Genomic DNA, 22,962 nt, shown 5'->3' with positions numbered 1-22,962 from the left:
CATCGGCGGTCCCGGCTTTCGCTTTTGCGTCAGGCGGAGGCGATGCTGCTGCTCACCTTGGTGAACGTGCCGCTCAGCGTCGAGCCGAGCGTGGTCACCGCACCGATGATGACGACGGCGATGAGGCCGGCGATCAGGGCATATTCGAGAGCGGTGACCGCGCGCTCGTCCTGCTTCAGGCGCAGCCAGGTCTTGGCAAACTGGATCATCTTGATGTCTTCCTTCATGAGGCGGTCCGCCGGAAGCCGGAAACGGAGCGCGCTGAACCGCGGCACAACCTAACTATAAATTCTTCGTTAAGCTCAAGCAAAAAGTATCTCGCAACCGAAACCATCGAGTGTATCGCTGGACCAATTAAAGAGAACGCGGCGAACGTCTATTTTTTTGTTTCCGAATGCGATTTCTGATCCGCTCGATGCGGGGTAAAACTTCCTTGAAATGTTTCGTGGTTGTCTCTAACCCACCACCGTTGATGACGTACGCTCGGCGTGATGGCTACGGGGATCAGACATGAATGCCGCACCGCCGCGCTGGCTCGCTCGCGGCACTCGCACACAAGTCGCGTTGTATTTTGTATTACTTCTATTCTCCGTAATGTCGCCGTTCGTTGCCGTTGAATACATCGTGCTGCAGCATTGGCCGCTCAACGACTACTTCGCGTTCTGGTCGTTCTCGAAGTTCATCCACGCCTACCCGGCATCCTCGATCTACGACAACCCGATGCTCGAGCATCTGCAGAACAGCCTGCACGGCGTGGTATTTCCGTACCTCTATCATCCTGCAATGATGCTGCTGATCTGGCCGCTGGCAACGGTGCCCTATGGTGTCGGCCTCGTTGCATGCCTGTGCCTCGGCCTGCTGGGATACGTCGTCTCCATAGGCCTGGCGGATCGCAACGAGGCGGCGATCGTGGCGGCGCTGGTCGCGCCGTCGACGCTCTGGACCTCGCTGTGCGGGCAGACCGCGCTGTTCGGCGCCGCCCTGCTGTTCGGTGGTTTCCGGCTGCTGCCGCGGCAACCGGTGCTGGCAGGTCTGCTGTTCGGCCTGCTCACCTACAAGCCGCAGCTCGCCTTCCTGGTGCCGATCGCCCTGGTTGCCGGCCGGCAGTGGCGCTGCCTGTTCTCGATGGGCGTGTGCGCCGCCTTGTTCATGCTTGCCAGCGTCGCGGCCTATGGAGTTGCGGTCTGGGGAGCCTGGCTGCATGACCTGCCGGCACTGGCGCGGACCGTCTCGAACAACATGCTGGTGCTGTACCCGCTGATGGTGACGGTCACTTCGAACCTGCTGGCGTTCGGAATGCCGGCGGCCGATGCCGACATGGTCCAGCTGGTCGTCGCGCTGGCGGCATGTGCATCGGTCTGCTGGTGCGCCCGCTCCGGGGCCGGCATGCTCTGCGCGGCGGCGGTGGCGATCGCGACCTTCCTGACGACACCTTATGCATTTGGCTACGATCTGCCGCTGCTGACCGGCGCCGTCATCGTGGTGGCGACCGATCGATACAAGCGGTCGGGCAGCTTTGCCTTCTGGGAAATCATGGTCCTGCTGGCGGGGTTCCTGCTGCCGTTCTGTACCGCGTTCTTCCGCATCAGCAGCGTTCTGGTGATGGCGCTGCTCTGGCTGGTGGTTCGCCAGGTCAGGGCCTGCACCACGAACACGCAGCCCCGACCAGCCATCCCCATCGCCATGGAATTCGCATGACGCCCTTCACACAACCCTGGCAGGCCCGTGGCATCCCGGCCCGGACGCTTTGCAGGCTGCTGCTGATCCTGTTCACCTTCCTGACGCCGGTCACGCTGTATCACATCCTCCCGCAATGCTTCGAGAACGACTACTTCGCGTTCCGGTCGTTCGCGCGCTTCGTGCAGCTGCATCCGCCCGGCATGATCTACGACTATCCCCTGCTGCAGAAATTCCAGGGCACGTCGACGGTGACGTTCCCGTATTTCTATCAGCCGCAGATGCTGCTGCTGGTGTGGCCGCTGGCGCATCTGCCTTATGTGCCGGGCTACGCGTTCTGGATGCTGCCCGGCATGACGATCTGCGCGATCGTGCTCTGGTTCGCCGAGCGCAACGTGCTGGCCGTCATCGCGGTGCTGGTCGGGCCGTCCACCCTGCTGATCTGGATCAACGGCCAGAGCAGCATGGTACAGGCCGGGCTGATGTTCGGCGGCTTCCTCCTGCTGCCACGGCGGCCGGCGCTGGCCGGCGTGCTGTTCGGCCTGATGATCTACAAGCCGCAGCTGGCCGTGCTGGTTCCGGTGGCGTTGCTCGCGTCCCGGCAGTGGCGCACCATCGCGGTGGCGTGCATCACCGCGGCGTTGTTCCTGTCGGCCAGTGCGGCAGCGTTCGGTGTCGGCGTCTGGACGAGCTGGTGGCATCACCTGCCCACGATCGGCACCACCATCGCCTGGAAGACCGTCGAGTTGAGCCGGGTGATGGCGACCATCACCGCCAACCTGCTGATGTTCGGCGCGACGCCCACGCAGGCCCACATCGTGCAGGCGGTCAGCACGCTGACCATGGTGACGCTGGTGTGGCGCTGCTTTCGCGAGCGGGTCTGCATGCTGGGCGCGGCCCTGGTCGGGGCTGGCACCTTCCTCGCGACGCCGTTCGCGTTCGGCTACGATCTCGCCGTCTTCAACCTGGCGGTTATCATAACGGCTAGCGAGCGGTGGCGCCGGGGCGGCAGCTTCAGCTTCCTGGAGATCGTCATCCTGGTGCTGGGTTTCCTGCTGCCGTGGTGCGTCATCTCGCCGGTGATGTTCCGGAACAGCAGCGTGGTGGTGTGCGCGGTGGTGTGCGTCATCCTCCGGCGCATCGATGCGGTGCGGCATCAGGCGCCGGCGCCCGTGCCGGAAGTCGTGGGGTCGCCGGTTACGGCGTGATGATCCTGGGTAGTCCGTGAGACGCCCGCCCGGTCCGGGTCCGGCTGCCGGACTGGGAGCCGGTGGGCGTCCATACCATGATGCCGGAGGCCTGCGCGGAGGCCAGGATGGTGAACGGGTCCGACCAGGCCGGCAGCGGCGAGGCGTCGGCCCCGGTCCCGGTCCAGGAGCGCAGCACCGCCTGCATGTAGGGCGTGCCGCGTAGCGGGTCGGCGGAATGGTACAGCGCCACCGCCTGGTTCCAGTCGCCGGTGCGGGTGTGCAGGTCCTGCAGGATGCGCGAGGCGGCCGCCGCGTTGATCTGCGGGTCGAGCCCGTCCTGCCAGCGCGCGAACGCTTCCGGATGGTAGTAGAGATCGACCTGGAAGCAGCCGACATCGATGATCCGCCGTCCCTGGTCGAGCAGGCCCTGCACGTAGCTGCTCGCCTCGTCGCGGGTGCCGAACCGCACACCCTGCTGGCCGGAATTGACGCTCCAGGGGCGGCCGCCGCTCTCGACATGGCCGATCGCCGAGAGCAGCCCCGACGGCAGGCCGGCGCTGCGCTCGGCGTCCCGCGCCGCGTCCAGGCATGCGGTGTCCGCCAAGGCTTGCGTGACCGGCGCGGCGCTGGAAAGCAGCAGGGTGGCGCAGGCAAGGCTGATCCTCACCAGGGGGGGCAGGCGCATCGGCTTCGATCCAAGGGAACAGGCAGCGTTCGATCCGGTATCGTTTCGACATTAGCACCCCCGGGCCTGGTTTCGATACGAAACCGCAATCTGTCGAGCGGCCCTCCTGAGACCTTGCCTGCAGGCCGCAGTCTATCTCCCTGACCTCGTTCGGCTTCCCGAAAAAGTGCCGCAAGCGAGCTGAAATCATGCTTCCCGTCGGGCACATGTTCTCTATACGTTCTCGTCATCGAGACGAATCAGGCCAGGGCAGACGGGCCGTGTGGACGAGAGGGAGGGCGGCATGCAGAGCGATACGATCATGGCCCTCCGCTCGCGGATCGCGGCCCTCGAGCATGGCGGTGGCCGTGTGTCGGCCCGCGCCGCGCTGCCGTTCGGGCTCGACGCCATCGACCGGCACCTGCCCGGCGGCGGCATGGCCCTCGGCGCGGTGCACGAGGTCGCCGGCGGCGGCCCCGAGGTCGAGCATGGTGGCGCCGCCGCCCTGTTCGTAGCCGGGCTGCTGGCGCGGCATCCGGGGCCGGTGCTGTGGATCCTGGGCCGGCACGACCTGTTCCCCGCGGGCCTGCTGCAGGCAGGTCTCGATCCTGGCCGGCTGGTGCTGGTGCAGGCACGCCGGGACGCGCTGGCGGCGATGGAGGAGGGGCTGCGTCACCCCGATCTTGCCGGCGTGGTCTGCGAAGTCGAGGGCAGGCTGGACCTGGTCGCCTCGCGCCGGCTGCAACTCGCCGCCGAAGCATCCGACGTGCTTGGCATCGTGCTGCGCCGCAGCCGCCGCTTCGACGATCCGGCGCTGGTGGCACCCTCCGGCGCCTGGAGCCGCTGGCGCATCACCGGCCTGCCGTCACCACCGCCGCTCGCCCATGCGCCGGAGGTGGCCGGCGTCGGCCGGCCGGTCTGGCATCTCGAACTGCTCCGCTGCCGTGGTGCGGAATCTGCAACCTGGACCGTGGAGGGCTGCGATGCGCAGGGTCGTCTCGCTCTGGCTCCCGTTCTGGCCGACCGACCGGCTGCGGAAACTGCATGGCGACGCGCCGGCTGATGGCTCGCCGCTGGTCACACGCGGCCATGACGGACGACGCATGGTGATCGCCGCCGCTGACCAGGCTGCGCGTGCTCTCGGCCTGTGCGCCGGCATGCCGCTCGCGCACGCGCAGGCGATGGTGCCGGATCTCGCGGTACTGGATGCGACACCCGCCGAGGATGCAGAGGCGCTGGCGCGGCTTGCTGCCTGGTGCCTGCGGCTGTCGCCGCTGACCGCACCCGACGCGCCGGACGGCGTCTGGATCGACGTCACCGGCTGCGCCCACCTGCATGGCGGCGAGCGCCCGATGCTGACCCTGCTGGCACGTCAGCTGGCGCGGCACCGGCTTGCCGGGCGGATGGCGATCGCCGACACGCCGGGGGCCGCCCATGCGATGGCGCGGTTCGGCAGCAAGCCGATCGCCGTGGTCGAACCCGGCGGGCAGGCGGAGGCGCTGGCGCCATTGCCGGTAGAGGCGCTGCGTCTCGACGCGCAGACGGTGGACGGCCTGCGCCGGCTCGGGCTGGAACGGGTCGGGCAATTGGCCGAGGCCGCGCGCGGACCACTGGCGCGCCGGTTCGGTGACATCCCCCTGACCCGGCTCGACCAGGCGACGGGACGGGCCCGCGAGCCGATCCGGCCGGTGCTGCCGCCGGAGACGATCATGGTGCGCCGGACCTTCGTCGAGCCGATCGCCACCGCGGAGGCCTTCACCGGCGTCATCCTCACCCTGGTCGGCGAGGCCTGCGCGCAGCTCGAGCAGCGTGGCGAGGGCGCGCGCCGGCTCGACCTGGTGTTCGAGCGCGTCGATGCGACGATCCAGGTGGTGCGCATCGGCACCGCGCGGCCTGTGCGCGACGTGCGCCACCTGGCACGGCTGCTGGACGAACGCATCGAGACGGTCGATCCCGGGCTGGGCGTGGAGGCGATGCGCCTGGTGCTGCCTTCGGTCGAACCGCTTGCCTACACGCAGCGATCGGGTGATCTGGCGCCCGATGCGACGCAGGCGGCCGACCTGTCGGAGCTGATCGACCGGCTGGTGAACCGGCTCGGCGCCGACAAGGTCTACCGCCTGCAGCCGGTCGAGAGCGACATCCCGGAGCGCTCGCAGCAGGCGGTGCCGGCCCTGGCTTTGATGGCGAAGGGGGCTCCCGGGCCGCCGGTCTGCGCCTGGCCGAGGCCGGCGCGCCTGCTCGATCCGCCCGAGCCGGTCGATGCGATGGCGATGATGCCCGACCATCCGCCGCGCGCCTTCACCTGGCGCCGGGTGCGTCACCGCATCGCGCGTGCCGACGGCCCCGAGCGCATCCACGGCGAATGGTGGGATCGCCCGGACGAGGTCGCCGCGGTGCGCGACTACTGGATCGTCGAGAACCAGCACGGGCGGCGCTTCTGGCTGTTCCGCCAGGGCGACGGCGTGGATCCCGCCACCGGCGAACTCGCGTGGTTCCTGCATGGATTGTTCTGAACCATGAGCGAAGACGACAAACTCGACCTGCGCCCTGCCAGCAACGAGGAGATCGAGCAGAGCCTGTCGTTCGCGTTGCGCTACGATGGCCGCAAGCGTGTGCGTCATGCCGACGATGCGATGGCGCGCATCACCGCCGAGCGGCTGGTGCAGCATCTGGAACGATCCGGCTACGTGCTGATGAAACGTCCCGATGCCAGCGCGCCCTCCACCACGCGGCACCGGCATCCGCATTCGGACTGACGCGTCATGGCGAGCTATGTCGAACTGCAGGTGACGTCGAACTACTCGTTCCTGCGCGGCGCCAGCCATGTCGAGGAGCTGTTCGTGCAGGCCCGCGATCTCGGCCTGCAGGCGATCGCGATCACCGACCACAACACGCTGGCTGGAATTGCCCGTGCGCATGCCCGCGCCGAGGAGGTCGGCATCCGGCTGATCGTCGGCTGCCGGCTGGATTTGTCCGATGGCCTGCCGGTGCTGGCCTATCCGCTGGATCGCACCGGCTATGGCCGCCTGTGCCGGCTGCTGACCCTGGGCAAGGGTCGCACCGGCAAGGGGGGCTGCGATATCGGCTGGAAGGATCTGGCGGCACATGGCGAGGGGCTGCTGCTGGTGCTGCTGCCGGACGCGCCGGACCAGCGGCTGGCGGACGAGCTGCGCCGGATGCGCCGCGATTTCGACGGGCGCTGCCATCTCTCGCTCGGCCTGCGCCGGCGTCCGGGCGATGCGATGCGGCTGCGGCAGCTTGCCGACCTGGGGCAGGCGGCCGGCGTGCCGACGGTGGTGACCGGGGACGTGCTGCACCACATCCCCGAGCGCCGCATCCTGCAGGACGTGGTGACCTGCATACGCGAGGGCTGCACCATCGATGCGGCCGGGTTCCGGCGCGAGCGGTTCACCGACCGGCATCTGAAGGCGCCGGCCGAGATGGCGCGGCTGTTCGCGGCGTATCCGGAAGCCCTCGATCGCACGCAAGAGATCGCCGAGCGCTGCCGGTTCTCGCTGTCGGAACTGCGCTACCAGTATCCCGACGAGGCCGAGGTGACGGGCGAGACGCCGCAGCAGGCGCTGGAGCGACAGGTCACGGCGAGCCTGCCGTTGCGTTATCCCGACGGACTGCCTGCCGATGTAGAGAAACAGCTGAAGCACGAATTGCGGCTGATCGCGGAACTCGACTACGCGCCGTATTTCCTGACCGTGCACAGCATCGTCCGCTATGCGCGCTCGCAGGACATATTGTGCCAGGGCCGCGGGTCGGCGGCGAACTCGGCGGTCTGCTACGTGCTCGGCATCACATCGATCGATCCGGTGCGTAGCGGCCTGCTGTTCGAGCGCTTCGTCTCGGCCGAGCGCCGCGAGCCACCGGATATAGACGTCGATTTCGAGAGCGAGCGGCGCGAGGAGGTGATCCAGTGGGTGTATGCCCGCTACGGCCGCGGCCGCGCGGCGTTGTGCGCCACCGTCATGCGGTTCCGCGCGCGCGGCGCCATACGCGACGTCGGCAAGGTGATGGGCCTGCCCGAGGATCTGACCGGAGCGCTGGCCGGACAGGTCTCGGCCTGGTCCGGAGATGCGGTTCTCGAGGAGCATGCCGACCAGCTCAACCTCAACCTGTCCGACCGCAGGCTGCAGCTCACCCTGGAGATCGCCCGCACGCTGATCGGGTTTCCGCGCCAGCTCGGCACCCATCCGGGTGGCTTCGTGCTGACCCAGGACTGTCTCTCCGACCTGGTGCCGATCGAGCCTGCCGCGATGACCGACCGGCAGGTGATCGAGTGGGACAAGGACGATATCGACGCGCTGCGCTTCATGAAGGTCGATGTGCTCGGCCTCGGCATGCTCGGCTGCATGCGGCGTTCGTTCGAGCTGATCGAGCAGCATCGCGGCATCAGCCTGGACGTCGCCACCATCCCCGCCGAGGATCCGGCCACCTACGAGATGATCCGGCGCGCGGACACGCTCGGCACCTTCCAGATCGAGAGCCGGGCGCAGATGTCGATGCTGCCGCGGCTGAAGCCCACGACTTTCTACGATCTCGTGGTGCAGGTGGCGATCGTGCGGCCCGGCCCGATCCAGGGCGACATGGTGCATCCGTACCTGCGCCGGCGCGAGAACAAGGAGGCGGTGACCTATCCCAAGGAGGAACTGCGCCGGGTGCTCGGCAAGACGCTCGGCGTGCCGCTGTTCCAGGAGCAGGCGATGCAGGTGGCGATCCACTGCGCCGGCTTCACGCCGGGTGAGGCGGACCAGTTGCGCCGTTCGATGGCGACCTTCAAGTTCACCGGCGGGGTCAGCCATTTCCGCGACAAGCTGATCGGCGGCATGGTGCACAAGGGCTACGAGCGGGAGTTCGCGGAGCGCACCTTCAGCCAGCTCGAGGGGTTCGGCTCGTACGGGTTTCCGGAAAGCCACGCGGCCTCGTTCGCGCTGATCGCGTATGCCTCGTCCTGGATGAAATGCCACCATCCGGATGCGTTCTGCGCGGCGCTGCTGAACAGCCAGCCGATGGGGTTCTATGCCCCGGCGCAGGTGGTGCGCGACGCGCGCGAGCATGGCGTCGAGATACGGCCGGTGTGCGTGAATGCGTCGCGCTGGGATTGCACCCTGGAGCCCACGCGCGGGAAATACATGGCGGTGCGGCTGGGCCTGCGCATGGCCAAGGGGCTGGCCAACCAGCATGGCGCGCAACTGGTGGCGAACCGGGGTGACAGCCCGTACCGCAGCGTCGAGGAGATCTGGCGGCGGGCGGACATTCCGGCGGCCGGTCTCGAGCGGCTCGCCGAGGCGGATGCGTATCAGGCGCTCGGGCTCGACCGGCGGCAGGCGCTCTGGCAGGTCAAGGGGCTGGCCGACAGCGTGCTGCCGCTGTTCGCCGCCGCCGATGCCGGGCGCCGTCCCGAGCCGGAGCTTGTCGAGCCGGTGATGAAGCTGGCGCCGATGACCGACGGGCGCGAGGTGGTGGAGGATTACCGCAGCGTCGGGCTAAGCCTGCGCCGGCATCCGGTCTCGTTCCTGCGCGCCACGCTGCGGAAGGTCGGCATGATCGCGTGCGGCGACCTCGCACATATCCGCGACGGCAGGCGGGTGGTGGTGCCCGGCATCGTGCTGGTGCGGCAGAAGCCCGGCTCGGCCAAGGGCGTGATGTTCATCACTATCGAGGACGAGACCGGCGTCGCCAACCTGATCCTGTGGCCGGACCGCTTCGAGAAGCAGCGTCGCCTGGTGCTGTCGGCCGGCATGATCGCCTGCCACGGCAAGGTGCAGCGCGAGGGCGAGGTGATCCACGTGGTGACCGACCGGCTGGAAGACCTGACCGGCCTGTTGCGTAGCGTCGGGCAGCAGGATGGCAGCTTTCCGATCCAGCACGGCCGCGGCGATGCGGTCACCCATCCCGGCGCGCCGGATGTCCGCGACGACAAGTCGCCGGTAGGGCGCAAGCCGCGCGATATCTACGTGCCGGATCTGCGGCTCGGATCGGGCATCAAGGTGCCGACCCGTGACTTCCGGTAGCGGGCTGCCCGCCACCTCCCTGCCTCGGGAACGCTGAAGCCCCGGTCAGACGTTCTTCACCTCGACAACCAGGTTCAGCAACGACTGCTTGGCGTCACCGAACAGCATCGAGGTCTTCGGGTCGACGAAGAGGTCGTTCTCCACTCCGGAAAATCCGGTGCCGCGTCCCCGCTTCAAAACCACGACGCTCTTGGCGTCGGCGACCTTCAGGATCGGCATGCCGAAGATGGGCGAGTTCGGATTGGTCCTGGCAGCCGGGTTGACGACGTCGTTGGCGCCCACCACCAGGACGATGTCGGTCTCGGCGAAGCGCTCGTTGATGTCCTCCATCTCGACGAGCTTGTCGTACGGCACGCCGGCTTCGGCCAGCAGCACGTTCATGTGCCCGGGCATGCGGCCTGCCACCGGATGGATGGCGAAGCGGACGTCGCCGCCGCGCTTGTCCACCAGGTCCGCCAGTTCCCGGACCTGGTGCTGGGCCTGCGCCACGGCGAGCCCGTATCCCGGCACGATGATCGCCCGGTCGCTGTAGGCGATCCGCAACGCCACGTCCTCGGCGGCGATCGCGGTCATCTCGCCGCCGGCGGCGGCTGCACCCTCCGCCGACGCCACCGGCGAGCCGAAGGCGCCGAACAGGACGTTGGAGAACGAGCGGTTCATGGCCTTGCTCATCGCCACCGACAGGATCAGTCCGGACAGGCCGTCGAGGGCTCCGACGACGATCAGGATGTTGTTGTCGATGGCAAACCCGGTCGCGACCGCCGCCAGGCCCGCGTAGGAGTTGAGCAGGCTCACCACCACCGGCATGTCCGCGCCGCCGATCGGCAGCACGAACAGGACCCCGAGCACCAGGCTGATCGACAGCATGGCGATCGCCACGGCGAGATTGGTGGGGTCGATGATCAGCCAGAGCAGTCCGCAGACCGCGCAGGCCATCAGGGCGAGGTTGAAGCCATGCTGGAACCGGAAGGTCATCGGCCGGCCGGGCAGGATCTCCTGGAGCTTGCCGAACGCCATCAGGCTGCCGGTGACGGTCAGGCCGCCGAACAGCACCTCCAGGCCGAGTGCCACGACGTGGCCGCGGCCGATGTCGCCGACTGCGAAGCCGCGGCTGTATTCGCCGACGCCGACCAGTGTAGCGGCCAGCGCCCCGAAGGCGTGGCTGAGCGCGATGCGTTGCGGCATCGCCGTCATCGGCACCCACATGCCGAGCGGATAGCCCGCGACCGCGCCGACCACGCATCCGACGACGATCCACTCGTAGGAGAGGATGTGGGCGTTGAAGAGCGTTGCGACTATGGCCACCGCCATGCCGATTGCGGCGAGCTGCATGCCCCGCCTCGCGGTGTCGGGCCGGCCCAGCGACCGCAGCGCCACGACGAACAGGAAGGTGGCGACCAGATAAGCGAGCTGGATCGATGTTTCCCTCACGACCGGCCTGCGCCGGCGGCGCCCTCTTCCCCTGCCGCGACACGGGTGCGCTTGAACATCGCCAGCATGCGGTCGGTGATCAGGAAGCCGCCGACCACGTTGGCCATGGCGCTGGCGACGGCGATGGTGCCCAGGACCGTCGCCAGCATGCCGTCATGGGCGCCGGACAGGACCAGCGACCCGACCAGGGAGATGCCGCTGATGGCATTGGTCGCCGCCATCAGCGGGGTGTGCAGCAGAGGCGGGATGCGGCTGATCGTCTGGAAGCCGACGAAACCCGCAAGGAGGAAGACGAACATCTGGATGATGGTTGTGGAGGGCATCTGAAAGTCCCCAGGATCCGTGTGAAGTGCTGCCATGCCGGTACCTAAGCGGGCCTTCGCAAACCTCCCGGGCTTGCGGCCCTGATATCGGGGATGCGGTCGCCACGTCGTTCCGCTTCGCAACCCTTCGCCACGCGTTGCCCGCTGCCGCACTCCCGTCCGGCATCGGGCATGGCCGGCGGATCTCCTACGCCGCCTTGACGATGGGCGGGGCGCCCAGCAGGGCGTCGGTGATGGCGTCGTCGCGGGAGAGCCGAAGGCGGCCATCCTCGTCCAGAAGGTGTTCGAGCAGGGCACGCAGGTTGTTGCTGAACAGGCGGCTGGCGTCCGTCGCCATCAGGCTCGGCAGATGCGTCGAGCCCAGGATCCGGATCCTGCCGACGGTGACGACGCTGTCGGCCCTGGTCCGGGTGGTGTTGCCGCCGGTCTCGGCCGCCAGGTCGACGATCACCGCGCCCGGTGTCATGGCGGCGAGCGTCTCGTCATCGATCAGGATCGGCGCCGGACGGCCCGGGATCTGCGCGCTGGTGACCACGAGCTGCATGTCCGCCAGAGCCGGGGTGAGGGCGCGGCGCAGGACCGCCTGCTGGTCCACGGTCTGGTCGCTTGCATAGCCGCCCGCCGCCTCGGCGACCGTCAGGCCGGAGGGGGGCTGGCCGGAACCTGGAACGCCGGAGCTGGGGCCACTGGTATCGGGAAAGACGAACTTCGCTCCCAGGCTCTCCACCTGCTCGCGCGCGGCGGCGCGCACATCGAAGCCGTGCGCCACCGCGCCCAGCCGGCGCGCGGTCGCGATCGCCTGCAGGCCGGCGACACCGGCGCCGAGCGCGATCATCCTGGCGGGCTTGATGCTGCCTGCCGCCGTGGTCAGCATCGGCATGAGCGTGTCGAGCGCCTGGGCGCCGGCGATGACGGCGGCATATCCGGCGACGGTCGCCTGTGACGACAGCACGTCCATGCTCTGCGCCCTGGTAATGCGCGGCAGTCGTTCGAGCCCGAGATGGTTGATCTCCTGCGCGAGCAGGATCGCGGCAAGTTCCCTGTCGTGGGCGCCCAGCGATACCAGCGTCGCGCCGGCGCGCAGCCCTGCAAGCTGCTCGGGTGCGCGCACCGCGACGACGATGTCGGCCGCGGCAAGCAGCTGGTCGCGACCCCCGACCATCGCGCCGGCTGCGCGATAGTCATCGTCGGAGAAACCGGCCTCCGCGCCCGCGCCGGTTTCGACCATCACGCGGACCTTGGCAGACAGCCTGGCGATCTCGCGCGGCACCATGGCGACACGGCGCTCGTCCGGCAGTCGCTCTGCGAGCACGACGAGGGTGGCGGCTTCGCGTTCCGGCGGCATGGCGGCTCACCCTCCAAGAACTGCAGCCATCGGCCGCCGGCACCTGACCCGGACAGCAGCGCCGGATCAGCCGGGTGCCGCGATCCTCAGGCCTTCCAGCCTATATATTAGATCGTCGCTGTCGCCAATGCTTCAGGCTTTGTCTGCCGATTCTTCAATAAGGGTGCCGGTGTCAGAGTACTGGCCGGTCCGCCACGCGATGCCTCCGGTGGCACAAGCAACCTGGTGGGTATTTGCGAACAAAACGGGAATCGTGGTCAACTCGGATCATGGTGCCGACCGACTCGCTCGAGACATTGAACCCGGGACAGCGACTGGCGGTCGAGCATGGCCTGTACGGCGGGCATGCGGTCGAGGGCGGATGCGGTCCGCTGCTGATCATCGCCGGCGCCGGTTCGGGCAAGACCAACACGCTGGCGCACCGGGTGGCGCAACTGATCGCGCACGGCGTCGATCCGCGCCGCATCCTGCTGATGACCTTCTCGCGCCGCGCCGCCAGCGAGATGACCCGTCGGGTCGCACGCATCGGTCTGCACAGCTTCGGCGCCGATGCGCTGGCCTGGGCCGGCACCTTCCACGCCATCGGCGCGCGCCTGCTGCGCGACCATGCCGAGCAGATCGGCCTCGCGCCGGACTTCACCATCCACGACAGGGAAGATTCCGCCGACCTGATGAACCTGGTCCGGCACGAGCTGGGCTATTCCAGAACCACGAACCGCTTTCCCACCAAGGGTACCTGCCTCGCCATCTACTCGCGTGCGGTGAATGCGGAAATGCCGCTCGAGGAGGTGCTGCACGCGCACTTCCCCTGGTGCGGCGGCTGGCATGACGAACTGCGGGCGCTGTTCGGTGCCTACGTGCAGGCCAAGCAGGCGCAGGGCGTGCTCGATTACGACGACCTGCTGCTGTACTGGGCGCAGGTCATGGCCGACCCGGTGCTTGCCGCCGACATCGGCAACCGCTTCGATCATGTGCTGGTCGACGAATACCAGGACACCAACCGCCTGCAGGCCAGCATCCTGCTGGCGATGAAGCCGCGCGGCGCCGGCCTGACCGTGGTCGGCGACGACGCGCAGTCGATCTACGCGTTCCGGGCCGCGACCGTGCGCAACATCCTGGATTTCCCGCACCAGTTCAGCCCGCCGGCCGCCATCGTCACGCTCGATCGCAACTACCGCTCGACCCGCCCGATCCTTGCCGCCGCCAACGGCGTGATCGAGCTTGCCAGCGAGCGCTACGCCAAGACGCTGTGGACCGACCGTCCTTCCGCGGAACGTCCCGCCCTGGTCGCTGTGCGCGACGAGGCCGACCAGGCGCGCTACATCGCCACACGCGTGCTGGAACAGCGCGAGGTCGGTATTCCGCTCAGGCAGCAGGCCGTGCTGTTCCGCACCTCGCACCACAGCGGCCCGCTGGAGATCGAGCTGACGCAACGACGCATCCCGTTCGTGAAATTCGGCGGCCTGAAGTTCCTCGACACCGCGCATGTCAAGGACCTGCTGGCGGTGCTGCGCTTCGCCGAGAACCCGCGCGACCGGGTGGCCGGCTTCCGCATCCTGCAATTGCTGCCCGCGGTCGGGCCGGCGGCGGCGCAGCGCGTGCTGGACCAGATGACCGGCGCGCCCGATCCGGTTGCGGCGATGGCGGCCATCGCGCCGCCGCCCCGCTCGGGCGAGGCCTGGCCCGATCTGGTGCAGGCGCTGCAGCTTCTGCGCTGGGGCGCCACCGGGTGGCCGGCCGACTTCGCCTGCGCGCGGCTGTGGTATGCGCCACATCTCGAGCGCATCCACGAGGACGCCGCCCAGCGCCATGCCGACCTGCTGCAGCTGGAGCAGATCGCGTCCGGCTCGGCCTCGCGCCGCCAGTTCCTGACCGACCTCACGCTGGATCCGCCCGACGCCGTCAGCGACGAGGCCGGGGTGCCGTTGCTCGACGACGATTATCTGGTGCTGTCGACGATCCATTCCGCCAAGGGCCAGGAGTGGAACACGGTGTTCGTGCTGAACGTGGTCGATGGCTGCATGCCGTCCGACCTCGGCACCGGCACCACCGCCGATCTCGAGGAGGAGCGCCGGCTGCTCTATGTCGCCATGACGCGGGCACGGCAGAGCCTGCACCTGGTCACGCCGCAGCGCTTCTTCACCCATGGCCAGAACCGGCAAGGCGACCGCCATGTTTACGCCACCCGGACGCGCTTCATTCCGGCCGCCCTGCTGCCGCTGTTCGAGGCGACGACCTGGCCGGACGCCGCGGCCGAACCGGCGGCAGTGGCAGCGCGACAGCATCGGGTCGATGTGGCCGCCGCGATGCGGAGCATGTGGAGCTGATGTGCAACCTCTACGCCGTCACCAAGGGCCAGCAGGCGATCCGCGAGCTGACCCGGGCGATGACCGACAGCACCGGCAACCTGCCGCCGATGCCTGGCATCTTTCCGGACTACCCGGCGCCGGTCGTACGGAACCACGAGGGCGGCCGACAGCTCACCCTGGCGCGCTGGGGCATGCCATCGCCGGCGTTCGCGCTGAAGGGCCGCAACTCCGATCCGGGTGTCACCAATGTGCGCAACGTCGCCTCACCGCACTGGCGGCGCTGGCTCGGCGTCGAGAGCCGTTGCGTGGTGCCGTTCACCAGCTTCTCGGAGAACGAGCAGCTCGCCGACGGCACCCGGCCGCCGATCTGGTTCGCCCTCGACGAGAGCCGTCCGCTGGCCTGCTTCGCCGGCATCTGGACGCGCTGGACCTCGGTCCGCAAGGTGCGTGAGGGCGAGACCACCAACGACCTGTTCGCCTTCCTGACCACCGGGCCGAACGCCCTGGTGGGTGCCTATCACCCGAAGGCGATGCCGGTGATCCTCACCACGGCCGAGGAGATCGAGCTGTGGCTGACCGCGCCGGCCTCCGAGGCGCTCGTCCTGCAGCGGCCGCTCGCCGACGATGCCCTCGTCGTGGTCGCACGCGGCCAGAAGCAGGATGGCCAGGCGACCTGACCCGGTCAGCGCACCGACGAGAAGGCGGTCGGCGCCAGGAACGAATTCGCCACCCGGGCGACGATGACGCCGTTCGCCTCCGTCTCGCCCTTGACCTTGATCCATTCCGGATCGGCCATGAAGGCGGCCCAACGGGTTTCCCGGTCGGCCATGCTGTCCCAGGCGAGCAGGTAGGTGAGCTCGTTGCTGTCGCCGCCGACGAGGGTGGTCCAGAAGCCCGCCTGGCGTATGCCGTGACGCTCCCAGATCCTGATCGTATGGTCGCGGAAGCGGGCGATCACATCCGGCAGGCGGCCGGCGGCGGCCGTGTAGATGCGTAATTCGTGGATCATCGGAATATCCTGCTGGTGGTAACCTGCCTACGCGCCGATCGGCGCCGCGTTCGATAAAGCCTGCTCGGCAACCAGGCTAACGTCCTGTTACGACATGGCCCTGAAGTTCTCTCGGGGCTGGCGCGCAACATTTGCTAGACGGCGTCCGCCGAATTTGGCAACAAGCGCAGAATGTTAGGGCGATGGCAGTCCGGGATCGCCCGGACGTGCGAGCCAGGCGGGAACGGATCCATATGCAGGCCACCGACACTGACCTCGACGGGCTCCTCGAGCGCTCTCCGGCGCCGGTCCCGGCGCGGACGCTGATCACCGATCCGGATGGCCTGTTCCCCCGCCACTACAACCGCAACAGCTTCATGTTCCCGCACTCGATCGGGGCGGCGGACGGCTTCACCGTCGAGGGAGTGGCGGCGCTGGCGTCCCGCCTGCCGCAGACGGATGAATATGTCTATTGGTCGAACGGCCCGATCGACGTGACGGCGCGCTGGGAGGACGGGCGGGCGGAGAAGCATTCGCTACAGGACACCATCCGTAATATCGCCAGCAACAACTCGATCGTGATCCTGAAGCACACCGAGCAGGATCCGGTGCTCGGTCCGATCCTGCGCCAGTTCCTGGCCGAGGTGGTCGAGCGCTCCGGCCAGCAGATGCGCGACGATGTCGTGGTCGGCGAGGCGCTGGTGCTGATCGCGTCGCCCAACCGCATCACCTCCTACCATATCGATGCCGAAGCAAACTATCTGGTGCAGCTGGTCGGCGACAAGACGCTGAACGTGTTCGACCCGTCCGATCGCAGCCTGGTCACGCACGAGGAGCTCGAGCGCTTCCACGACGGCGACTACAATGGTGCCGTCTACAAGCCCGAGCGGCAGTCGGATGCGCAGACCTACGACCTGCGTGCGGGCCACGGCGTGCATATCCCGACCGGCGCACCGCACTGGGTGCAGAACGGCAACAACGTGTCGATCGCGCTCAGCATCAACTACGAACTGAACTCGATCGACCGGGTGTCTCGCATCTACCGGTTCAACAACCGCATCCGTCGCTACGGCGCGGCGCCGACAGCGCCGGGCGTGTCGGCCTGGCGCGACAAGCTCAAGCTCGCAGCCGCTTCACGGCTGCTGCGCGTGCCGAACGAGACGGGCACGGCCGCGACCTGGACCCCGTAACGCGCTCAGGCGGTTTGGACCGGCGCGGCGCGTGCGTCGCAGGCCGTGCCGGGCCCTGAGCCATGGCAGCATCCGGCGAGATCCTGAGGCTCTGCCATTGGGATCTCGACATGCCAGAGGACCGGCTGGAGTTCCTGCACGAGACCCTGAGTGCCGATGAGCGGGCGCGCATCGAGCGGCTGGCAACCCCGCGGTTGCAGGCGCGCGCCATTGCTGCACGAGGCGGCATGCGCCAGGCCCTCGGGCGCCATCTCGGCGCGGCACCTGCGAGCCTGCGTTTCGTAACCACCTCGTTCGGCAAACCTTTGCTCGCAGGAGGCGGGATACAGTTCAACCTGAGCCACTCCGGCGGTCTCGCCCTGCTCGGCATCAGTGAACATGGGCGCATCGGTGTCGATGTCGAGCAGGCCGCTCAGGTGCCGCTCGAACTGCTGGCGATGCTGGCCCCGGCCGAGGCCGCGGCGATCGCCTTGCTGGACGGCTTGGATCAAGCGGCCGCCTTCTTCGACTGCTGGACCCGGAAAGAGGCTTTCGCCAAGGCCACCGGCCTCGGCATGTCGCTGCCGTTCGACAGCTTCGACGTGGTGAGCCGATCGGGTCACGTGACGCTGCTGGGGCCCGTCGCGGCGGCCGTCGCGGCAGCGCCCCGGGTCTGGCGAACTGCCAGTCTCGGCCGCATCGCGAGGTGTTATGGCGCTGTATCCGTGGAGACCACGCTGGACTGCGTGCCGTTCGCCCTAGAACCACTGCATTAACGTCATTTTTATCATCTTTAAGTAAATGGAATGACGATCAATTAACAGTTCGCGGTTACGTATGTATTTGCGCAGGGCCGAACAATGGCCTTAACTAATCGTTGCGAACTCCGTTCTTATCAGCAGTTTTGCTAACACTTCGCCAAGGCGATCCATCATGAGCGATCTCGACGTTCTCGACCGAGTGACTGCTCTTTCCACCGCGCGGCCCCCGCGCCCGCGCCTGACGCCGGACCCGCTCAGGTTCAAGGCCGACTTCGATGTCCGGCCGGTCGGGATGCGGCACAATCTGCACGAGATCGACCTGTTCACGACCGAGAGCCTCCGCTCCTTGTCGACCCGCTACGAGGGTCATCCTGGTGACTACTTCGTCGCCGCCAGCGCGCCGGCGCCGGGCTCCGAGTTCTACTCCGTGGCCCACAGCATGAGCGGGCCTGTCGAGACCCTGGACTACCTCGACCGCCGGCCGGCGCGCTTGCTGTTCAAGCGGCCGGAAAATCACGATCAGCGTTTCCGCTCGCTGCTCGATACGCTGTTCGGCCAGATTGTCTCCATGCAACCGCATCTTGCCGGCGAGCGCATCGTACGTCTGGAGTCCGCGATATTCATCACCTCGGCCGCTACAACAACGCCGTTCCATTTCGATCCGGAAATCAACTTCTTCGCACAGATCGAGGGTGAAAAAACCTACCACGTCTACGATCCTCAGGTCCTGACCGAGCGCGAACTCGAGAATTTCTATCGGCGCAACATGGTCAATATCGGCCAGGTCGACCTCGCCGGCCGCGACCCGGCGGCTGAGACCGTGTTCGAGCTGCGTCCCGGTCTCGGACTGCATCAGCCGCAGAATGCGCCACACTGGGTGCAGACCGGCGTCGGCCGCTCGGTCTCCTACGCGTTCGTCTTCGAGACGGAGAGCAGCAGGGCGATCGGTCGCGCGCGCTCCTTCAACCACATGCTGCGCCATCTCGGCCTGGACCCGTCCCTGCCGGGCGCAGCGCCGGCACGAGACGTTCTGAAGTCGACCGCCGTGAAGTTTGTCCGGCCCTTGCGGAGCGTCATCAAGAGCGCCAGGCACCGGGTCAGTCACTAGCCCGGTCCAGGTCGTCCCGAACCTCCCTCCGGCGTCCCCGATCCGAGCGCAAGCAGGCCACGGATCGGCCATGGTCGTCAGCGCGACATCGATCGCGACGCACGATGCTTGCCCTTCAGCTCGCGTAAAGGTTGTAGAGCCGGAGCAAGGTGAGGTAATGGCACCCTCCGGCTGACGAGCCTGATGTTGACGCTCCAGGCGCGCCGGCTACGGGGGATCTGGACGATGAGTATCGAGCGTCGCGCCGCCGCGGGCGCCTTCTGGTCGTTCGGTGCTACCAGCGCCGAACGTGCGGTGGGTTTCGTCATCTTCGCGGTCATCCTGCATTTCGTACCGGTCGGGGACGTTGGGCTGGTGGCGCTCGGCTCCATGCTTGTCGAACTCGCCAACACGGTTGCCATCGGCGGTGCCGCCGAGCGGGTGATCGCCGCCGACCGCGGCGATACACGCAGCGAGGCCGGTTCTTTCTGGGCGCAGCTGCTGATCGCCTTGATGCTGGCCACGCTGCTCTGGCTCGGCGCCCCGTTTGCCGCGGGACTGTATGGCGAGCCGCGGCTGGTGTGGGTCGTCCGATCGCTCTCTGCAATGATCTTGCTGAACGTGCTGGTGGTGGTGCCGCTTGCGACCCTGACCCGCGACTTCCGCTTCCGCGCCGTCGGATTGATGTCGCTTGGCGCTACGCTGACCGGCGCGATCAGTGCGTTGCCGCTTGCGATACACGGCCACGGCGCGCTGGCGCTGGTGGTGCAGCGTCTGGCGGGCGTGCTGTTCTTCGTCGTCGCGGTCACCGCGGTGGCGCGCTGGCGTCCGCGTGCCCGCATCGATCTTGCCGAACTGCGCTCGGCGTTACGCTTCAGTCTGCCGCTGATCGGCACCAACCTGGTCGAATACCTTGCCAGGACCGGCTTTGCGCTCATCGCCGGTCTCAGGCTCGATGTCGTCTCGATCGGCTACCTGCGGGTGGCGCAGCGACTGCTTGAGGTGCTGCAGGAAGTGGTCGTGACATCGATCAGCCGTATCTTCCTGCCCCTCTTCGTCTCCATCCGGTCCGATCCAGCGCGCCGCTACGAGGTCGCGAAGCGGATCATGGGCATGATGGCGCTCACGGTGATCGGCTGTTTTGCAGTCGCCGGCGCTGCGGCGACACCCCTGATCGACACCATGTTCGGCCTGCGCCTGCAGCCGGCGGCGCCGGTCTTCACGGTCCTGTCGGCACTCGGCCCCTACATCGTCGTCAACGCCTTCCTGCGGCCCCTGCTGGTCTCGGCCGGACGGCGAGGACAGATGCTGTGGGTTTCGGCGCTCAATGCCCTGACCACCGGAGTGGTCGCCTATCTCGCCGTCCCATACGGGCTGACCGCCCTCGCCGCCGCCCTGGTGGTGCGCGGCTTCCTGGCCATCCTGCTGATGGCGCCGCTGATCCGATCCGTCCTGGGACATTCCGTGGCGCCGTTGTTGAGCAGCCTCATCGTCCCGATCGCAGGAGGTGTCGCGGCAAGGTTGGCCGTCCTGGCTGTCGAGCAGATCATTCCAGCCGACTGGCCGGGACTGCTCATGCTGTTGGCGGAAGGCAGCGTTGCGGCAGCCATCTACGCTGGTGTGCTGCTGCTATGCGCCCGTTCCCGCTCTGCAGAGGTTATAAGGCTGTTGCAACGATTAATATCTCGCGCCGTTCCCGGTTAGTCGCATGAGCAACTCGTTCATCGTCCAGAAAGCATTATGCGCCACAGTGCCGCTGCAATCATGGTGCAAGACGCTTCCGGATTTGTCCGCAACTGCGACTGGCGTGCTGCACCAAGCCGACAAAAGGCTGGCGGCTGAAGATTTTTGTTAGCGGATCTACGCAAAATTCACCACAATGCCTTGCTGACAGGATGGTGGGCAGCAGCCTGCGCGGGCTGTGCGGGAAGCGATGCGGGCGGGCCAGGCGGGGGCTGTTCGGTCAACGGGTGACGACATCCGCATGGCACCGACTCCAGCGGGTGCTGCGGGCGGAGATATTCTCGAAGGCGGGATAGCGACAATGGCCCGCCCGGTTTGGCGTGCTGAACATAATCGGAGCGGACCATTTCTACGATCACCAAGATCTTCCAGCGTCAGGCTGATCTTTGTCCCGGGGCCGTCGCCGTTCAGCGTGGCGGGGACCGCCTCACGTATCGCGAGCTCGACCGGCGCTCCGCGGAGCTGGCCGGCGTGTTGCGTCGTCAGGGCATCGGCGCCGGGTCGCATGTGGGCTTCGTGCTCGCCGACCGGATCGCCCAGATCGTCGCCATGCTCGGCATCCTGCGGGCGGGCGCCGCCTACGTGCCCTTCGATCTTGGCAATCCGCGGCCGACCCTGTCGGGCATGGCCGCTGACAGCGAGATCGCCGCCATGCTGGTTGATGCGGACGGCGGGGTCGGTAGTGATCGCTTCTGGGAGGCCGCAACCATTACGCTTCCCCCTGGCGGTAACCCGTCAGCGACCGGCGTCGGCCCCTTCCTGGTTGAACCCGTCTTGGTTGACCCGGCAACCGTCGGCCCGGACAGCCCCGCTTATGTCATGTTCACCTCCGGCTCCACCGGCCGTCCCAAGCCGGTGGTGGTGCCACATCGTGGCGTCGTACGCCTGGTCGTGGGCGCGGACTACGCGTCCTTCGGACCTGACGAGGTGTTCCTGCAACTGGCGCCGCTCGCCTTCGACGCATCGACCTTCGAGATCTGGGGCGCCCTGCTGAATGGCGGCCGGCTGGTCCTGCCGACCATGGCGCAGCCATCGCTGGACGATATCGCCGGGCTCATCCAGGGCGCCGGCGTGACAACGCTCTGGCTCACCGCCGGCCTCTTCCACCTCATGATCGACACACGGCTGGAGGCGCTGCGTCCGCTTCGCCAACTGCTGGCGGGCGGCGACGTGCTGTCGCCGGCGCATGTCGGAAGGGCAATGCGGGCGTTGCCCGGCTGCCGGCTCATCAACGGCTACGGCCCAACCGAGAACACCACCTTCACCTGCTGCCACACGATCCGGCCCGGTGACGAAGCCGGCCCGATCCCGATCGGGACGCCGATCGCAGGGACCGAGATACGCCTCCTCGATCCCGAGCTGATGGCGGTGCCGCCGGGCACGGTTGGCGAGCTGTATGCAGGCGGCCAAGGCGTCGCCCTGGGCTATCTCGGCCTGCCCGAGCTAACCGCGACCCGCTTTGTCGCCGACCCGATGAACCCGGGCGCCCGGCTGTACCGGACCGGGGACATGGTCAGGCAGCGGCCGGACGGTGCCCTCGAATTCCACGGACGGCAGGACGGACAGGTCAAGCTCGACGGCAAGCGGGTAGAGCTGTCGGCAATCGAGGCGGCGCTTCGGGAGGTTGCCGCGGCGCGCGACGTGGTGGTCACCGTGGCTGGCGAGCCGGCCGGCAGGCGCATCGTGGCGCATCTGCTGCAGCCGGAGGAGAGCACCGAAGCGTCTGGTCGGGAACGGGACGACGCCCTCCGATCGGCGCTGCGCGGCCTGCTGCCGGCCTATATGGTTCCATCCGCCTTCCTCTCGCATGCAAGCTTCCCGCTGACCGTGAACGGCAAGATCGACCGGGTTGCGCTCAACGCCGCCTTCGCCTCCCGTAACGGCCAGGGGACGGCCGGTCCAGCACCGGCAACCACCACCGGCAGCCTGGAGACGGTCGTCGCCGAGGTCTGGGGGCGCGCGCTCGGCATCTCCGATCCGCCGCGCGACCGGAACTTCTTCGACCTGGGCGGCACCTCGCTGCAGCTCATGGCGATCCACGCCGAACTCAGGATCCGCCTGCGGAGCGATCTCGACATGACCGACCTGTTCGCCCGTCCGACCATTGCCGCCCTGGCGGCTCATCTGTCGAAGAAGGCCGGTCCGTCGCAGGACCAGTCCGCTCCGGTCGAGGTGCTGGCCGCACGCGATCGCGGCGCACGGCAACGCGACGCCTTCGCCCGCCTCCGACGCACGCGCGCCTGAAAGCCAGA

At 67.8% G+C, this 22,962-nt stretch carries 20 protein-coding genes; 14 read left to right on the top strand and 6 right to left on the bottom strand.

Features of this window, described 5'->3' with window-relative positions; genetic code table 11:
- Window positions 1-29: 29 nt before the first annotated feature.
- Window positions 30-227 (bottom strand): Flp family type IVb pilin, encoded by a 198-nt coding sequence (locus tag FE263_RS19990; protein WP_240759968.1) that lies wholly within the window; start codon window positions 225-227, stop codon window positions 30-32.
- Window positions 228-624: 397 nt separating this feature from the next.
- Here FE263_RS19990 and FE263_RS19985 point away from each other — a divergent pair, with 397 nt between their 5' ends.
- Together FE263_RS19985 and FE263_RS19980 are read left to right on the top strand one after the other, a co-directional pair.
- Complete coding sequence (locus FE263_RS19985) at window positions 625-1,698, top strand: glycosyltransferase family 87 protein (RefSeq protein ID WP_171034242.1); 1,074 nt, start codon at window positions 625-627, stop codon at window positions 1,696-1,698.
- Entirely contained in the window at window positions 1,695-2,885 is a 1,191-nt protein-coding gene (locus FE263_RS19980; RefSeq protein ID WP_171034241.1) for a glycosyltransferase family 87 protein, read from the top strand. Before FE263_RS19985 ends, FE263_RS19980 begins: the two co-directional genes overlap by 4 nt.
- On the opposite strand, the gene FE263_RS19975 is transcribed toward FE263_RS19980, so the two are convergent.
- Window positions 2,875-3,552 carry a transglycosylase SLT domain-containing protein gene (locus FE263_RS19975; RefSeq protein WP_138327805.1) on the bottom strand — a complete coding sequence of 226 codons (678 nt, stop codon included), beginning with the start codon at window positions 3,550-3,552 and terminating at the stop codon, window positions 2,875-2,877. The two genes, FE263_RS19980 and FE263_RS19975, sit on opposite strands and share 11 nt — an antisense overlap.
- 283 nt (window positions 3,553-3,835) lie before the next feature.
- Between FE263_RS19975 and FE263_RS19970 the strand changes: the two genes are divergently transcribed.
- Genes FE263_RS19970 through FE263_RS19955 form a run of 4 tightly spaced genes read left to right on the top strand, consistent with a single transcriptional unit; the run spans window position 3,836 to window position 9,554 of the window.
- Complete coding sequence (locus FE263_RS19970) at window positions 3,836-4,594, top strand: ImuA family protein (protein ID WP_138327804.1); 759 nt, start codon at window positions 3,836-3,838, stop codon at window positions 4,592-4,594.
- Complete coding sequence (locus FE263_RS19965) at window positions 4,515-6,044, top strand: Y-family DNA polymerase (protein WP_138327803.1); 1,530 nt, start codon at window positions 4,515-4,517, stop codon at window positions 6,042-6,044. The genes FE263_RS19970 and FE263_RS19965 overlap by 80 nt, the downstream gene beginning before the upstream one ends.
- 3 nt (window positions 6,045-6,047) lie before the next feature.
- The gene (locus FE263_RS19960; RefSeq protein ID WP_138327802.1) at window positions 6,048-6,287 is read left to right on the top strand and encodes a hypothetical protein; all 240 of its coding nucleotides are present in this window, start codon (window positions 6,048-6,050) and stop codon (window positions 6,285-6,287) included.
- A gap of 6 nt (window positions 6,288-6,293) precedes the next feature.
- Window positions 6,294-9,554 carry an error-prone DNA polymerase gene (locus FE263_RS19955; protein WP_138327801.1) on the top strand — a complete coding sequence of 1,087 codons (3,261 nt, stop codon included), beginning with the start codon at window positions 6,294-6,296 and terminating at the stop codon, window positions 9,552-9,554.
- Between the two features lie 45 nt (window positions 9,555-9,599).
- Here the strand turns inward: FE263_RS19955 and FE263_RS19950 are convergent, their stop codons facing one another.
- The 3 genes from FE263_RS19950 to FE263_RS19940 form a co-directional block, all read right to left on the bottom strand.
- Complete coding sequence (locus FE263_RS19950) at window positions 9,600-10,985, bottom strand: NAD(P)(+) transhydrogenase (Re/Si-specific) subunit beta (protein ID WP_138327800.1); 1,386 nt, start codon at window positions 10,983-10,985, stop codon at window positions 9,600-9,602.
- On the bottom strand, window positions 10,982-11,308 hold the full coding sequence (locus FE263_RS19945; protein WP_138327799.1) for an NAD(P) transhydrogenase subunit alpha: 327 nt from the start codon (window positions 11,306-11,308) through the stop codon (window positions 10,982-10,984). Before FE263_RS19945 ends, FE263_RS19950 begins: the two co-directional genes overlap by 4 nt.
- Window positions 11,309-11,495: 187 nt before the next feature.
- Window positions 11,496-12,653, bottom strand: coding sequence for an NAD(P) transhydrogenase subunit alpha (locus tag FE263_RS19940; protein WP_138327798.1), 1,158 nt, complete (start codon window positions 12,651-12,653; stop codon window positions 11,496-11,498).
- A 269-nt stretch (window positions 12,654-12,922) separates the two neighbouring features.
- Between FE263_RS19940 and FE263_RS19935 the strand changes: the two genes are divergently transcribed.
- Together FE263_RS19935 and FE263_RS19930 are read left to right on the top strand one after the other, a co-directional pair.
- The gene (locus FE263_RS19935) at window positions 12,923-14,980 is read left to right on the top strand and encodes an ATP-dependent helicase (RefSeq protein WP_138327797.1); all 2,058 of its coding nucleotides are present in this window, start codon (window positions 12,923-12,925) and stop codon (window positions 14,978-14,980) included.
- Window positions 14,980-15,639: an SOS response-associated peptidase gene (locus FE263_RS19930; RefSeq protein WP_138327796.1), complete on the top strand. Its 660-nt coding sequence runs from the start codon at window positions 14,980-14,982 to the stop codon at window positions 15,637-15,639. The genes FE263_RS19935 and FE263_RS19930 overlap by 1 nt, the downstream gene beginning before the upstream one ends.
- A gap of 5 nt (window positions 15,640-15,644) precedes the next feature.
- Here FE263_RS19930 and FE263_RS19925 read toward each other — a convergent pair whose 3' ends face one another.
- The gene (locus FE263_RS19925) at window positions 15,645-15,971 is read right to left on the bottom strand and encodes an NIPSNAP family protein (protein WP_138327795.1); all 327 of its coding nucleotides are present in this window, start codon (window positions 15,969-15,971) and stop codon (window positions 15,645-15,647) included.
- A 233-nt stretch (window positions 15,972-16,204) separates the two neighbouring features.
- Here FE263_RS19925 and FE263_RS19920 point away from each other — a divergent pair, with 233 nt between their 5' ends.
- From FE263_RS19920 to FE263_RS19900, 6 genes are all read left to right on the top strand, one after another.
- Window positions 16,205-17,140 (top strand): hypothetical protein, encoded by a 936-nt coding sequence (locus FE263_RS19920; RefSeq protein ID WP_138327794.1) that lies wholly within the window; start codon window positions 16,205-16,207, stop codon window positions 17,138-17,140.
- A gap of 110 nt (window positions 17,141-17,250) precedes the next feature.
- Window positions 17,251-17,895, top strand: coding sequence for a 4'-phosphopantetheinyl transferase family protein (locus tag FE263_RS19915; RefSeq protein WP_171034240.1), 645 nt, complete (start codon window positions 17,251-17,253; stop codon window positions 17,893-17,895).
- 157 nt (window positions 17,896-18,052) lie between these two features.
- Window positions 18,053-18,988, top strand: coding sequence for a cupin-like domain-containing protein (locus FE263_RS19910; RefSeq protein ID WP_138327792.1), 936 nt, complete (start codon window positions 18,053-18,055; stop codon window positions 18,986-18,988).
- Window positions 18,989-19,213: 225 nt separating this feature from the next.
- The gene (locus FE263_RS19905) at window positions 19,214-20,671 is read left to right on the top strand and encodes an oligosaccharide flippase family protein (RefSeq protein ID WP_171034239.1); all 1,458 of its coding nucleotides are present in this window, start codon (window positions 19,214-19,216) and stop codon (window positions 20,669-20,671) included.
- A 4-nt stretch (window positions 20,672-20,675) separates the two neighbouring features.
- Window positions 20,676-20,822 carry a hypothetical protein gene (locus FE263_RS22280; protein WP_171034238.1) on the top strand — a complete coding sequence of 49 codons (147 nt, stop codon included), beginning with the start codon at window positions 20,676-20,678 and terminating at the stop codon, window positions 20,820-20,822.
- A gap of 233 nt (window positions 20,823-21,055) precedes the next feature.
- Window positions 21,056-22,954, top strand: a complete 1,899-nt coding sequence (locus FE263_RS19900; RefSeq protein WP_338086749.1) for an amino acid adenylation domain-containing protein — start codon at window positions 21,056-21,058, stop codon at window positions 22,952-22,954.
- The last annotated feature ends 8 nt before the right edge of the window (window positions 22,955-22,962 follow it).

This window comes from Lichenicoccus roseus, from assembly GCF_005844085.1.
In the GTDB taxonomy this organism is placed as follows: domain Bacteria; phylum Pseudomonadota; class Alphaproteobacteria; order Acetobacterales; family Acetobacteraceae; genus Lichenicoccus; species Lichenicoccus roseus.
Note: the sequence above shows the minus strand (reverse complement) of the source record. Positions and strands in the feature narration are given on the sequence as shown.

Excerpts from the sequence above, each read along its gene's own strand:
- FE263_RS19965 (WP_138327803.1), top strand. The coding sequence starts at position 4,515 with ATGCGCAGGGTCGTCTCGCTCTGGCTCCCGTTCTGGCCGACCGACCGG.
- FE263_RS19980 (WP_171034241.1), top strand. The coding sequence starts at position 1,695 with ATGACGCCCTTCACACAACCCTGGCAGGCCCGTGGCATCCCGGCCCGG.
- FE263_RS19960 (WP_138327802.1), top strand. The coding sequence starts at position 6,048 with ATGAGCGAAGACGACAAACTCGACCTGCGCCCTGCCAGCAACGAGGAG.
- FE263_RS19940 (WP_138327798.1), bottom strand. The coding sequence starts at position 12,653 with ATGCCGCCGGAACGCGAAGCCGCCACCCTCGTCGTGCTCGCAGAGCGA.
- FE263_RS19990 (WP_240759968.1), bottom strand. The coding sequence starts at position 227 with ATGAAGGAAGACATCAAGATGATCCAGTTTGCCAAGACCTGGCTGCGC.
- FE263_RS19910 (WP_138327792.1), top strand. The coding sequence starts at position 18,053 with ATGAGCGATCTCGACGTTCTCGACCGAGTGACTGCTCTTTCCACCGCG.
- FE263_RS19925 (WP_138327795.1), bottom strand. The coding sequence starts at position 15,971 with ATGATCCACGAATTACGCATCTACACGGCCGCCGCCGGCCGCCTGCCG.
- FE263_RS19975 (WP_138327805.1), bottom strand. The coding sequence starts at position 3,552 with ATGCGCCTGCCCCCCCTGGTGAGGATCAGCCTTGCCTGCGCCACCCTG.
- FE263_RS19955 (WP_138327801.1), top strand. The coding sequence starts at position 6,294 with ATGGCGAGCTATGTCGAACTGCAGGTGACGTCGAACTACTCGTTCCTG.
- FE263_RS22280 (WP_171034238.1), top strand. The coding sequence starts at position 20,676 with ATGAGCAACTCGTTCATCGTCCAGAAAGCATTATGCGCCACAGTGCCG.
- FE263_RS19935 (WP_138327797.1), top strand. The coding sequence starts at position 12,923 with ATGGTGCCGACCGACTCGCTCGAGACATTGAACCCGGGACAGCGACTG.
- FE263_RS19930 (WP_138327796.1), top strand. The coding sequence starts at position 14,980 with ATGTGCAACCTCTACGCCGTCACCAAGGGCCAGCAGGCGATCCGCGAG.
- FE263_RS19920 (WP_138327794.1), top strand. The coding sequence starts at position 16,205 with ATGCAGGCCACCGACACTGACCTCGACGGGCTCCTCGAGCGCTCTCCG.
- FE263_RS19945 (WP_138327799.1), bottom strand. The coding sequence starts at position 11,308 with ATGCCCTCCACAACCATCATCCAGATGTTCGTCTTCCTCCTTGCGGGT.
- FE263_RS19915 (WP_171034240.1), top strand. The coding sequence starts at position 17,251 with ATGCCAGAGGACCGGCTGGAGTTCCTGCACGAGACCCTGAGTGCCGAT.
- FE263_RS19905 (WP_171034239.1), top strand. The coding sequence starts at position 19,214 with ATGAGTATCGAGCGTCGCGCCGCCGCGGGCGCCTTCTGGTCGTTCGGT.
- FE263_RS19970 (WP_138327804.1), top strand. The coding sequence starts at position 3,836 with ATGCAGAGCGATACGATCATGGCCCTCCGCTCGCGGATCGCGGCCCTC.